Consider the following 12,529-nt stretch of genomic DNA (forward strand, 5'->3'; position numbering starts at 1 on the left):
TTGATCGAATATGGTGAGACCCGGCGCGGCTGGCTGGGTGTACGCATCCAGGACGTCACACCTGATATGATCGACGCAATCGAAGGGCTTGATCTGGCCCGTGGTGCGCTTGTCACGGATGTCCCTGCTGGTCCGGCGGAAAACGCAGGCATGCTGGCCGGTGATGTGATCCTGAATTTTGACGGTATCGAGATCGAGGACACACGTGAGCTGGTGCGCATCGTTGGTAACTCGCCTGTGGGCAAGGAAGTCCCCGTCGCCGTGCTGCGTGATGGCGACATGGCTGATCTGACAGTTATTTTGGGACGTCGTGAGACATCTGAACCTGTGGCATTTCCCGCCTCAACCGAGCCGGAGGAAGAGCCAACACAATCGGAAATCCTCGGCCTGACCCTGTCGGAGATCACCCCGGAACTGACAGATCAGTTCTCTCTGTCGGTTGAAACGGGCCTTGTGATAACGCAGATCGACCCTGACAGTGAGGCCGCTTCAAAGGGCATCCTGCAGGGCGATGTCATCACAGAAGCTGGGCAGGAAGCGATCACCAGCGTGGCGGACTTCGAAACGCAGATCGAAGCGGCGATAGAGGCGGGGCGTAGATCCATCCTCTTGCTGGTGCGCCGTGGCGGTGACCCGCGTTTCGTGGCCTTGGTTCTCGAAGAGTAGCGCACATACGACAAAGACAAAAAAGGCGGCGTGAAAGGCCGCCTTTTTTTGTGCGGGCAAATGGTGAATTCATTGCCGCTGCCCTGTTTTGTCAATAAAATAAGGCCTTTGCCTTGCCTTGGCTAACACATCAATGGCAGCTTGCGTCAGGTTAATTGCAACCATCTTTTGTGTCATCCGGTCACAAAAAAGTTGTGAGGTATTTCTGGGGTGGCGAGCCCCCTTTGCCTGCACTATTTTGCCGCGCAACAGACTGATTTGCAAAAAGGACACCCTGTATATGGCTAAAATTACTTACGTGGAGCATAGCGGAAAAGAACATGTGGTCGAAGTGGCCAATGGCCTGACTGTTATGGAAGGTGCGCGTGACAACGGCATTCCCGGCATTGAAGCCGATTGCGGTGGCGCCTGTGCTTGCTCTACCTGCCATGTCTACATTGATGATGCCTGGATCGAAAAGCTGCCCGCCAAGGACGCAATGGAAGAAGACATGCTCGACTTCGCCTATGAGCCGGACACGGTGAAATCCCGCCTGACTTGCCAGTTGAAAGTCACCGACGATCTCGATGGCTTGCGCGTCCAGATGCCGGAAAAACAGATTTGATTGCGCGGGCTCTTGCGGTGGTGGCGATTACTGCCACCGCTGCCAGCGCTGACACGGTTTTGTCGGCGCAATACGGCGCGCCCACAGATCGCTATGACCACGGCGTTTTGGGGGATGCGATCGAATGGGGGCGTCTTGATATTACGACCGATGATGGTCTACGCAGTTTCACACTACCGCAATCGCGCGTGTTCGAAGACGTCGCACCACGCGTCGTCGATCTCGACAATGATGGCGCGCCAGAGGTGATTGTGGTGGAAACCCTTGCCTCTGAAGGCGCGCAGCTTGCCATCTATGATGCCAGCGGCAAGATCGCAGCGACACCCCATATCGGGCTGACGAACCGCTGGCTGGCCCCTATTGGCGCGGCTGATCTGGATGGGGACGGCGTGATCGAGATCGCCTACATCGACCGTCCGCATCTGGCAAAGACCTTGCGCGTCTGGCGTTATGAGAACGGCGCTCTTGAGCCTGTCGCTGACCTTGGCGGGTTAACCAACCACCGGATCGGCGAGGCCGATATCGGTGGCGGTATCCGGGATTGTGGCGATGGGCCTGAAGTCATCACCGCCAGCGCCGATTGGCGCGAGGTGATGGCAACGCGCCTGACCGACGGCGTCCTGCGGACGAGGTCGATAGGGGCGCATGTGGACCGTGGATCTTTTGCGATTGCACTGGCCTGCGCGCAGCTCCCCTAAGCTTTGGGCGGCTAGAGTGTCACAAGCAGGGCGATTGTCGTCACTTGCTGCGTGGCGCCCAGAATATCGCCGGTTTGTCCTCCGATCTTTGTGCGCGCAATCATCGCACAAATCGCGCCTGTTACGGCGGCCACCAGTATCATGCTAGGATATCCGCTGACGTAAGCGACCGCCGCGCCAATCGCGATTGCAGCCCAGGCGGTTTTCTGCGCTGGCCTGCCGACAGATCGGCTCAATCCGGTGTCGCGGGCATTTGGCAGCATCGCCATCAGCACAACCATATTGGTGCGGCTGACAGCGCCGACGGCGATGAACACCATCCAGTGCATCTCGAAGGACAAGACCATCAATATCGCCATATAACGCAACAAAAGCGCCAGAACGACGGCGCAAACGCCGTAGACCCCGATGTGGCTATCCTTCATAATCTCCAAACGGCGGGCTTTGTCCCAGCCGCCCCAAAGCCCATCGACCGTATCCGCAAGCCCGTCTTCATGCATTGCCCCGGTCAGGATAACGGCACTTGCCAGCACGAGCCCCGCAGCAAATATCGCAGGCACGCCTACCGCCATGAGAAGGCTGGCAATCACGGCCAAGATCACACCCACGATCACCCCGACCAGCGGATAGGCCCACGCAGATGCAGCACCGCGTGCCATCGCTTTGTCGGTACTCACCTTTATCGGTAGCCGCGTCAGCAATCCCAACGCAGCGGGCAGGTCGATGGGGTGAAAGAGAGCATTGTCGTGTTTAAACAAACGGTGGTCCTTTGCGGGCTTCACATGGCGCAATACTGCGCTAAACAGGTCCGAAGACTGACCCCAGCGAGGACCCGATGCAAGCGCCATTTTCGACATTTTCCACCTTCAGGCAAACCCTTGCCGCGGCACCTTCGACGGATGTGCGGGCGGTGGCCGGCGCGCAAGAGCGCAACAGGCAACTTACGAAACCTCCCGGTGCGCTGGGGCGTCTGGAAGACTTGGCGATTTGGTACGCCGGGTGGCGCGGTGATCCGCAGCCCCAGATCAATGCGCCGCAAGTCATTGTGTTTGCTGGCAATCACGGGGTTTGTGCGCAGGGCGTATCCGCTTTTCCGCCCGAAGTGACCGTGCAAATGGTGGCAAACTTTGAACATGGCGGGGCGGCAATCAATCAGCTTTCCAAAGCGTTTGGGGCCAAAATGGATGTCTATCCCTTGGACCTTGATATACCCACAAACGACTTCACAGTCGGCCCGGCGATGTCCGAGGGCGATTGCGTCGCAGCCTTGCAAACCGGCTGGAATGCCGTTGATCCTGAGGCTGATCTTCTGGTCACGGGAGAGATGGGGATAGGCAATACCACCTCTGCGGCGGCCATCAGTGCGGCGCTTTTGGGGGGTGAGGCCGGCGATTGGACAGGCCGCGGCACAGGCGTTGATGACGACGGACTTGCCCGCAAGACAGACGTAGTTGCCAAGGGGCTGGCCCTGCATCAAAACCGCGACGCGCTAGAGGTTCTGCGCTGTTTGGGTGGGCGCGAATTGGCTGGCATGGCCGGTGCGATTGCCGCAGCGCGCCACCACCGCATTCCGGTCATCCTTGACGGTTTCATCTGTTCGGCTGCCGCGTTGACTTTGGCAAAGACCGCAGACGGCGCGCTGGATCACACAGTCGCGGGCCATTTGAGCGCTGAAGGCGCGCATCGGCGCCTTTTGAATGCTTTGGAGAAAGAGCCGCTATTGCAGCTTGGTTTGCGCCTTGGCGAAGGCTCCGGCGGCGCCTTAGCGATTGGCGTGTTGCAAGGGGCGATTGCGTGCCATTCCGGGATGGCCACTTTCGCAGAGGCTGGCGTCAGCGACGGCTAGTCGTCTTTCTTGCGCTCATTCGCTTGTTGGCGGGCGGCCAGCTCCATCTCAAGCGAGGTGTTCAATTCACGCGCCCGCGCCACATACTCAGGCAAATCCGACACTGGCACACCTGGCTTCCAAAGCTCAGTCAGCTCGCGCAGCGCGGCCCGGTCGTGTTGGTAGAAGGCCTGTTCGACCTCGGCGGCTTCAAAGTCTGTCAGCCCGAGGTTCTCCAGCGCGTAGCGGCCCGCGCGCAGAGAGCTGTCAAACATTTCGCGCACGATGTCATCAGCGCCAGCGTCGTAAAGCTCATGCACATGCACGCGGTCGCGGGCACGGGCGATGATATGCAAATCGGGCCGCGCTTTACGGGCATAGCGTACCAATTTCACGGCATTGCGCTTGTCGTCAATTGCCACGACCAAGACGCGGGCGTCCTCTAATCCGGCGGCATTCAATAGATCTGGCCGCGTTGGATCACCAAAGAACCCCCGAAAACCGAATTTGCGCATCATTTGCACGGTCGCCAGATTGTTATCGACGACCACGGTGTCAAATCCCGCACTGCGCACCAAACGGTTCACAATTTGGCCGAACCGCCCGATACCGGCTATAATCACGGTGCCTTGTTCATCGACCTCATCATGTTCGGCGTCCGCTTCGTCCACCATCCGCCGCGTCAGCACTTCATAGACAATAAACAAAAGCGGCGTGATGAGCATCGACAGCGCAATCACGAGCAGAAGCAGGCTGCCAAGCGCGTCCGTCAGAACACCCTGCGCAAGCGAAAAGGAGATCAGCACAAAGCCGAATTCACCGGCCTGTGCCAAACCAAGCGTGAACAGCCAACGGTCCTTTTTGTGCAGTCGAAAGACGGTCGCGAGGCCAAAGAGTATGATGCCTTTGATAACCATCACCGCGATGGCAAGGCCGATGATCTTCGCGGGATCTCCGAACAGCAGGTTGAAATCTATGCCGGCGCCGACCGTGATGAAGAACAGACCCAAGAGCAGCCCCTTGAAAGGTTCGAGATCGCTTTCCAATTCATGTCTGAACTCGGAGTTGGCCAACACGACGCCAGCCAGGAATGTTCCCAAGGCGGGCGACAGGCCGACCATCTGCATCAGAACCGCAATGGAGACCACCATGAGAAGGGCCAGCGCGGTATACATCTCGCGTAGCCGCGCGTGATGGATATAGCGAAAGATTGGCCGGGTGAGGAAAATACCGGTCAGGATCACCGCGATGACAGCACCAAGCGTCACCAACGTGACACCCCAGCCCGACAGGCCTTCTACAAGGCTGAGCGTCGCGTATTCACTGTCATCATACGCGTCCGCCGCACGCACGACCGAGCCGTCAGGTGCCAACGACATCAGCGCAGGGGCGGCCAGCAATGGCAGCAGCGCCAACATTGGAATGACCGCGATATCCTGTGCCAGCAATACCGAAAATGTCGAACGCCCGCCGCTGGTTTGCACCAATCCCTTTTCGGAGAGCGTCTGCAAGACAATAGCGGTCGATGACAAGGCAAAGATCATCCCGATGGCCACGGATGTGCCGGTATCGTACCCCAAGAATATCGCGCCAGCCGTGATGGCGAGCATCGTCAGCCCGACTTGCATCCCGCCCAAACCCAAAAGGCGCTGACGCATATTCCAAAGCGCGCGCGGTTCCAGCTCAAGCCCGATCAGGAACAGCATCATCACAACGCCAAATTCCGCGATATGCTGAAGGTCCTTGGTTTCGGCGCCAACCAAACCCGTCACCGGCCCGATGGCGATGCCCGCCAGTAGATAACCTAGAACCGATCCCAAGCCGAAACGCGCAGCGAGCGGCACCGCAATGACAGCCGCTCCGAGATAAATGGTTGCCTGTAAAAGGATAATTTCCATTTTTGCCTATCGCATAAGGGCGCAGCTTCCTGCCCGTTCAAATCTTGTCAGTTCATTTGGCTTTCTCGGCAATCTGCCCCGTGCAATCAGCATATGCCGCGGCGCGCTTACTCTCTTGGCATCTCAACGGCATAGGTGCGCCCGCGTTTAACGTAGTTGAGCGCTTCATCGCCAATCGCTGTCACCTGTCCACCATCAAGCGCGCTGCCGACTTCGACGCGCACGTAGCGCCCATTGCTGAGACGGACCAGCGCACGGCGAGCGTTTGGGCGTCCATAGACCCCGATCAGATTGATGTCCCGCAGACGGATCACGTCTTCCTGGGTGGCGGTACGGGCCACGGCGCCGGGTAATGGCGCAAAGTTCTGCGGAGCGACAGGGGCAGCCGCGACGACAGGCGCGGCTGTTGTGGTCCCGGTTGGGCGACGTGACAAACCGTTCGGCCGCACATCAGGCCGCATGGAGACGCGCACGGCCAGAGCTGTGCTGTTGTCAAAGCGCAAAGTCGCATCGCTGGCCGCGATCTCTCTGAGGATATCAGTGATGTCAGTGGTGTCCGGATCTGCCGCCGCCGTGAGCCCTGCGGGTCGAAGTTGCGGGCGCAAATCAGTTGCGGCGCGCGCCTCAACCGTTGCGGCATCAAGCGCGATGGTTCCGCTTTGTTGCAATTCCAGTCCGGCAAGCCCCACGCCGCCCAGCGGCGCTTCCGGTTGTGCCTGCGGCACCACCAAGTTGGCTGGGCGCAGCGGTGGGATGACGTCAGGCGTACCTGCAATCACAACAACGCCATCGTCAGGTGCAGCGGGCGCAAGCAAGGCCAGTCGCGCCAGATCGGCCTCTGATAGCTGCGGGCGGGGACTGACGGCGAGGTCCGGCAGGCCGGCAATGACAAACGCACCGTCAGGTGTCAGCGTGCCTTCGGGCGTTGCGGCGATGAAGCCGTTCTCATCGCGCGCGAACACCATATCAGCGGGTGGCGGATTGCGCGGTGCGGCAAAAGGGACGGGCCGTTCCGCCGGTCTGACTGCAAAGACAGGGGCGGCGACGCGCGGTGGGGTCGTCAGAGGGGCGGGGCGCATGAACCCCAACAAAATCGCACCGGACGGCGTGTCAATCAGCCGTGGGCTGCGTTGCCATACGCCTGTCGCCTCATATGATGCTGCGGCCTCCGCAGGGCTAGGCACTGTGCCGCGCGCGGTGGCCGTCGCCCCTGTGACGCGGTCTTCGGTGAAAGGTGCCGATGGTGGGTCTTGCGGTATAGCAATGCTGGCGTCGGGCAAGATTGCCTGCACCAGAATGGGCGTCCCAATAGCTGGCGATGGCTCTTGGGTGGTCATTCCTGCGGGCAGGTTCGGCGCAGTTGCCGCAAATTCACCGAACAATGGCGCTGCGACAGTAAGCACCTCCGGGCCAATCAGCGGCGCCTGTGGCGGGGCATTTTCAATCTCAGGAGCCGGCAGAGAGGTCACTTCACTCAGCAACGACATCACTGGATCGTCAGTTGCGATGGTGCTGTCAAAGGGCGCGACTTCGGCAGGCGGGTTTGGACCAAGGTCCGGCGCAGATTGTAGCGCGATTTCCGGCGCGGCTGCCCCCGATGCCGGCGTTTCGACAGACAAGAGGGTCGGGGCATCGGCCCCGCTGCCCGTGGCGAGTAGCGCCCAGCCACCGATCATGGCCAAGACAGCGACGCTGGCGGCCAGCCCGATGAACAGCTTTTTGCGCGATATCGCGGCCATATCTGTTACTGGGGCTGGAGGTACATCAGTCAAACCAGACACAGCGACCGGCGATGTGTTGCCGGCGGCAACCAAGGCCGGCTTGGCTGCAATATTGGGGGAGACCTCCGCGATGATCGGGTCAAAGAGCGGCGGTTGTGCAAGCGCGATCTTTTGCGGTGTTGGCGCTTGTACGGCAAGGGCAGGGGTAGGGCGCCGCCAGACCTCTGGCGGTGTTGCATCAACCCAGAGCACCTGTTTGGTCTCTGGCTTGGGGGCAGTTTCGCGCACCAATTTGCGGGACTCTAACCGCTTGCCAACAAGCTGGACAGGCTGGCTGTCGCGGGTCACGGTTGCGTCCGGTCCAAGGATATCCGGCATTGCTGACGTCGGGCCGAAGAATACCTCACTTTGGAAGCTCGATGCAGGTGGAACAGCGACAAAAGCGACCGGACGAAAGCCCTGCATAGCGGCAAAGTTTTCCGCTTCTTGCAAAGTTTGGCGGGCCACTGCGGCAATATGGGTATTGCCGTCTGAGCGTTCAAAATCAACGACCAATGCGTCAAGCGAGTATGGCGTTGCATTTTTCAAAACCGCATCAATGTCGCTTTTGTCGGTTTGGTCACTTTCGATGGCAGTGTATTTGATCTGATCTGCTGGGATGATAATCTTGCAGCAAAAGCTGCTGGAAGCAATCACTTCTGCCTGCGTTTGCAAGGACGTAAGGTCGGCATTTAAGGTCGGGCTATTGATATCGACGTGCCCCAGCCGACGCCATCCGTCATGGACACGTTGCAGCATTTCGATCCCTTCATGGGAGAGCGATAGCGCGAAATTGATGGTCATTGGCCTGCTTTAGCACATTGTTGACAGCGGCAAATCATATGTGCCGCCGTGCGATAATGCTATAGCAGAAAGCTGCCCGCGCCAAGGGCGCGGGCTGGTAAACTTTCGGTCAGGCTGTCGCTTTTGCCAGTGCCTGATCGAGATCGGCAATGATATCTTCTGCATCCTCGATCCCGATTGACAGACGCACGATACCCGGTCCTGCACCAGCGGCCTCCTGCTGCTCTGCGGTCAACTGGCGGTGCGTGGTCGAGGCCGAGGGGAGAATCAAGCTACGGGTATCGCCGAGGTTGGCGACATGGCTGAAGATCTCTAGGCTATCTACCAGTTTCACGCATGCGTCGTAGCCACCCTTTACAGCCACGGTAAACAATGCACCTGCACCGCGTGGGCAGATCTTCGGCACCAGATGGGCGTAGGGGGAGCTGTCCAAGCCGGCATAGGTCACGTAATCCGTGCGCGGATCATCCTCGAGCCATTTGGCCACCTTCATCGCGTTCTCGACGTGGCGGTCCATGCGCAAGGACAGTGTTTCGATCCCCATCAGCGTATAGTGGGCCGCCTGTGGGTTCATGGTCATGCCAAGGTCACGCAGACCGATGGCAATGCCGTGGAAGGTAAAGGCCAATGGGCCGAAAGTTTCTGCAAATTTCATCCCGTGATAGGCCGGTTCCGGCTCTGAGAGGGAGGGAAACTTGTCATTCGCCGCCCAGTCAAATTTGCCGCTATCGACAACGCAGCCACCAGTGACTGTGCCGTTGCCAGTCAGGTATTTGGTGGTCGAATGCACAACAAGCGTCGCGCCATGTTCAATCGGGCGGCAAAGATACGGCGTCGCGGAGGTGTTATCGACGATCAGCGGAATCCCAGCGTCATCAGAAATGGCAGAGATCGCATCCAGATCCGTAATATGCCCACCAGGGTTTGCAATCGCCTCACAGAAGACAGCGCGCGTGTCATCGTCGATGGCAGCTTTCACGGCATCATGGTCATCGAAATCAACGAATTTCGCGCTCCAGCCGAAACGTTTGATAGTTTGGCTGAACTGGGTCACCGTGCCGCCGTAGAGGCGGCTGGAGGCAATGATGTTGCGCCCCGGTTGCATCAACGGAAAGAGCGCCATGATTTGCGCTGCGTGACCGGAGGAACAGCACACACCACCGACACCGCCTTCAAGGGTCGCAATGCGTTCTTGTAATGCGGCGACGGTCGGGTTGGTCAGGCGCGAGTAGATGTAGCCCACTTCTTGCAGGTTGAAGAGAGCTGCGGCGTGCTCGGCATCGCGGAAGACATAGGCGGTGGTTTGGTAGATCGGCACTTGACGCGCGCCTGTTGCCGGATCGGGGCGTGCGCCTGCATGAACTTGCAACGTGTCAAAGCCGTAAGATGGGCCATCGGTCATATCGGGGTCTCCGTTTGAAATATGTCGCGACAAGGTGTAGGCGGAAAGCCCGCGCACCTCAACGGCTCTGCTCAAAAAGGAAAGATTGATGCCCGTACCCTTTCATTTCGCCTTTCACGTTTCGGATTTGGATGAAGCACGCGAATTTTATTCCGGTGCTTTAGGCGCGACTGAGGGGCGTTCCACCGAGACTTGGGTTGATTTTGATTTCTTTGGGCACCAGTTGAGCCTGCATCTGGGCACGCCTTTTGCTAATGAAGCGACCGGCAAGGTTGGCGATCATATGGTGCCAATGCCGCATTTTGGGTTGGTGTTGCCATTGGAGGACTGGACGGCCTTGGCTGGACGGTTGGAAGAGCGCCAGACAGATTTCATCATCGCCCCATCGGTTCGCTTCAAGGGTGAGCCGGGTGAGCAGTGGACGATGTTTTTCCGCGATCCGTCTGGCAACCCGATTGAGATCAAGGGATTTGCCGACACCAGCGGCATTTTCGCTAACTAGCGCAACCAAAACCCGTTTGATTTGATCTTATTGCGGATCGCCTGTTCGCGTCGTGGCAGGTCGTTGCGATCAAAGAGCGCGCGCACTTTATGCCCGCGTTTTTGATAGATCATCCGTTTGAAAGGGTCATGCAGCTTGAGCAGTTTTTTGATCTTATTGGGCGCCGCAAGCTCTTCCAAAAACGCGACCTGCGCGTCTGTGCCTGTCGCATAAAGCAGCGGCAGTGCGCGGTAGTGATAGGTCACCGCACCATCAAGGCCGCTCAGGTTTTCTGGTGGCCGCCCGCCACCAAACGCATGCACAACAAGGGGCAGGGCGACTTGGTCGAGCCAGGGATCAAGCGGTTGGATCACCAATTCTGGCGGTGGATCATCGCGAATTGCGGTGGCGTATAGCGTGAAGTGCTGCCCGAATGCGGCAGGGTCCGCGCCGAAGAACCACCCCGCGTTGAAGTACAAATACCGCTCCCAATATTCATCCGGTTGGCTTGTATCGAGCGAGCTTTCAAAATCCAGCCCGAAGCGATCATAGAGCGACTTCCAGATTGCCGCGTAGCCGGGCCAGTATAGGTCTTCCACAGGCCACGTGTTTGTCCGCCGCATGGAGGCAGCAGGGCGCGCAAAATCAAACGGCATGTGCGCCAAATCCCCGGTCACCAGCGTGTCGCTGTCAAAAAAGACGAAAGGTTCATCTCTGGGCAGGGCGTTGAGCCCCTCGATTTTGTTGCCTTGTGGATAGGACTGTCCAAAGTGCGCGCTCTCGAATGGGACAACCTTGGCGCCCAGTTCTTCCAGACCGTCGCGGATCGGATGCGCCATCCGTGGGTCTTTGTCCCAAAGCGGACCCGGCTGAGGTTCCGCGACAATAACTTGTCCGGCAAAATCAGGGCTGCGCGCGCGCAGAGAGGCGAGAAACAAGAGCGCCTCAAACTGCAACCGCCCGGTTTGGCCGACGATCATGATGTTAAATGGCTGTAAATGCATCAGCTTCTTCGCGGCACCTCTGGTTCGGCGTGTAGTCTTTGTAGGGGTGGCATCGCGCGACTTCAATGGACTGTCGCGTTGCGACGAAAGGCAAAAATATCTGGCAAATCGTGCAAAAGTTGGCAGTGTAACAAAGCAAGCTGCATCGGGGAGGAGACAGCCATGCGCGACAACCAAAATCAAGACGCGGGCTATTATGCGCTTGAGACTTGCGATGTGAGCGCCTTCAAAGCGCTTATCGACCAAGCCACGCAGGCGGCGGATGTGCCTCATTCCCATGCTATCCAGCACAATATTCCGATTTATGATATGGCCGCCCTGCGACCCGCCCTAGCAGACGGACTAGCCCGTCGCGCTTTGATGGCGGAATGGGCGCGGGTGATGATGCATGGCGCCGGAGCGATTGCTTTGCGATCAGCTTACGAGAATATCGACGTGCTGGACGAGGCCACCGTGATCTATGAGGAAATCATTGCCGAAGAAAAAGGAGTAGCGGGCGGTGGCGCAGACCATTTCGCAGCCGCGGGCTCAAATGATCGGGTGTGGAATTCGCTGCAAAAGCTCTGTCTGCGCGCGCCTGATGTTTTTGCGCGCTACTTTTCCAACCCGTCGCTGGCTGCCGTGAGCGAGGCATGGTTGGGGCCCAACTATCAAATGACGGCACAGGTCAATCTTGTGCACCCCGGCGGAGCGGCGCAAGAGGCCCATCGTGACTATCATTTGGGGTTCCAGACGGCTGATGTGGCCGCCACCTATCCCGCACATGTGCACGACCTGTCGCCAGTGATGACCTTGCAGGGTGCAGTGGCGCATTGCGATATGCCAGTGGAGAGTGGGCCGACGAAGTTGCTGCCATTTTCGCAGACCTACCGCCCGGGTTATCTGGCTTATCGGCGCGATGATTTCCGCGCGGTTTTTGAAGAAAACTGTGTACAGTTGGCACTTCAGAAGGGCGACGCATTGTTTTTCAATCCGGCGTTATTCCATGCGGCAGGTGCGAATGTGACACCTGACGTTCACCGGATGGCGAACCTGCTGCAGGTTGGCACGGCCCTTGGACGTGTGCTTGAAAACATCGACCGTGCGGGCATGTGCAAAATGCTCTATCCCGTCGTTGCCGATATGAAAGGCCTATTTGATCCGTCGGAATTGGATGCGTTGTTGGGGGCCACAGCCGAGGGCTATCCGTTCCCCACAAATCTTGACACCGATCCACCCGTTGGCGGTCTCGCACCGGAAAGCCAGAAGGCCTTTTTCGCGCGCGCATTGGCAGAGGGGCTGACGCTTGCGAAGTTCACGGCTGGTCTTGATAAGATGGCTGCGAAACAACGCCCTTGAATGGGTTTGACTTCGCCCTTTCCCGACCACTAGTGTCGCGCGAAATTAG

At 58.5% G+C, this 12,529-nt stretch carries 11 protein-coding genes; 6 read left to right on the top strand and 5 right to left on the bottom strand.

Annotated elements, in window-relative coordinates; translation table 11 throughout:
- From ACFDSS_RS00955 to ACFDSS_RS00965, 3 genes are all read left to right on the top strand, one after another.
- The coding region (locus ACFDSS_RS00955; RefSeq protein ID WP_375253876.1) for a PDZ domain-containing protein at positions 1 to 666 on the top strand (666 nt) is incomplete at its 5' end.
- Positions 667 to 946: 280 nt separating this feature from the next.
- The gene (locus ACFDSS_RS00960) at positions 947 to 1,270 is read left to right on the top strand and encodes a 2Fe-2S iron-sulfur cluster-binding protein (RefSeq protein WP_375253877.1); all 324 of its coding nucleotides are present in this window, start codon (positions 947 to 949) and stop codon (positions 1,268 to 1,270) included.
- 20 nt (positions 1,271 to 1,290) lie between these two features.
- Positions 1,291 to 1,968, top strand: coding sequence for an FG-GAP repeat domain-containing protein (locus tag ACFDSS_RS00965; RefSeq protein ID WP_375253878.1), 678 nt, complete (start codon positions 1,291 to 1,293; stop codon positions 1,966 to 1,968).
- 11 nt (positions 1,969 to 1,979) lie between these two features.
- Here the strand turns inward: ACFDSS_RS00965 and cobS are convergent, their stop codons facing one another.
- The gene (cobS, locus tag ACFDSS_RS00970; protein WP_375253879.1) at positions 1,980 to 2,726 is read right to left on the bottom strand and encodes an adenosylcobinamide-GDP ribazoletransferase; all 747 of its coding nucleotides are present in this window, start codon (positions 2,724 to 2,726) and stop codon (positions 1,980 to 1,982) included.
- A 77-nt stretch (positions 2,727 to 2,803) separates the two neighbouring features.
- Between cobS and cobT the strand changes: the two genes are divergently transcribed.
- The gene (gene cobT / locus ACFDSS_RS00975; RefSeq protein WP_375253880.1) at positions 2,804 to 3,814 is read left to right on the top strand and encodes a nicotinate-nucleotide--dimethylbenzimidazole phosphoribosyltransferase; all 1,011 of its coding nucleotides are present in this window, start codon (positions 2,804 to 2,806) and stop codon (positions 3,812 to 3,814) included.
- Here cobT and ACFDSS_RS00980 read toward each other — a convergent pair.
- The 3 genes from ACFDSS_RS00980 to ACFDSS_RS00990 all read right to left on the bottom strand — a co-directional run bounded on the left by ACFDSS_RS00980 (position 3,811) and on the right by ACFDSS_RS00990 (position 9,657).
- A complete protein-coding gene (locus tag ACFDSS_RS00980) occupies positions 3,811 to 5,691 on the bottom strand; it encodes a cation:proton antiporter (RefSeq protein WP_375253881.1) in 1,881 nt (626 codons plus the stop codon). The two genes, cobT and ACFDSS_RS00980, sit on opposite strands and share 4 nt — an antisense overlap.
- A gap of 107 nt (positions 5,692 to 5,798) precedes the next feature.
- The gene (locus ACFDSS_RS00985) at positions 5,799 to 8,255 is read right to left on the bottom strand and encodes a hypothetical protein (RefSeq protein WP_375253882.1); all 2,457 of its coding nucleotides are present in this window, start codon (positions 8,253 to 8,255) and stop codon (positions 5,799 to 5,801) included.
- 109 nt (positions 8,256 to 8,364) lie between these two features.
- Positions 8,365 to 9,657 (bottom strand): O-acetylhomoserine aminocarboxypropyltransferase/cysteine synthase family protein, encoded by a 1,293-nt coding sequence (locus ACFDSS_RS00990; RefSeq protein ID WP_375253883.1) that lies wholly within the window; start codon positions 9,655 to 9,657, stop codon positions 8,365 to 8,367.
- Positions 9,658 to 9,745: 88 nt separating this feature from the next.
- Here ACFDSS_RS00990 and ACFDSS_RS00995 point away from each other — a divergent pair, with 88 nt between their 5' ends.
- The gene (locus tag ACFDSS_RS00995) at positions 9,746 to 10,159 is read left to right on the top strand and encodes a VOC family protein (RefSeq protein WP_375253884.1); all 414 of its coding nucleotides are present in this window, start codon (positions 9,746 to 9,748) and stop codon (positions 10,157 to 10,159) included.
- On the opposite strand, the gene ACFDSS_RS01000 is transcribed toward ACFDSS_RS00995, so the two are convergent.
- On the bottom strand, positions 10,156 to 11,118 hold the full coding sequence (locus ACFDSS_RS01000; protein ID WP_375253885.1) for a hypothetical protein: 963 nt from the start codon (positions 11,116 to 11,118) through the stop codon (positions 10,156 to 10,158). The genes ACFDSS_RS00995 and ACFDSS_RS01000 overlap by 4 nt on opposite strands.
- A 186-nt stretch (positions 11,119 to 11,304) precedes the next feature.
- Between ACFDSS_RS01000 and ACFDSS_RS01005 the strand changes: the two genes are divergently transcribed.
- Positions 11,305 to 12,480, top strand: coding sequence for a phytanoyl-CoA dioxygenase family protein (locus ACFDSS_RS01005; RefSeq protein WP_375253886.1), 1,176 nt, complete (start codon positions 11,305 to 11,307; stop codon positions 12,478 to 12,480).
- The last annotated feature ends 49 nt before the right edge of the window (positions 12,481 to 12,529 follow it).

The sequence above is a fragment of the Yoonia sp. genome (genome assembly GCF_042093035.1).
GTDB lineage: Bacteria > Pseudomonadota > Alphaproteobacteria > Rhodobacterales > Rhodobacteraceae > Yoonia.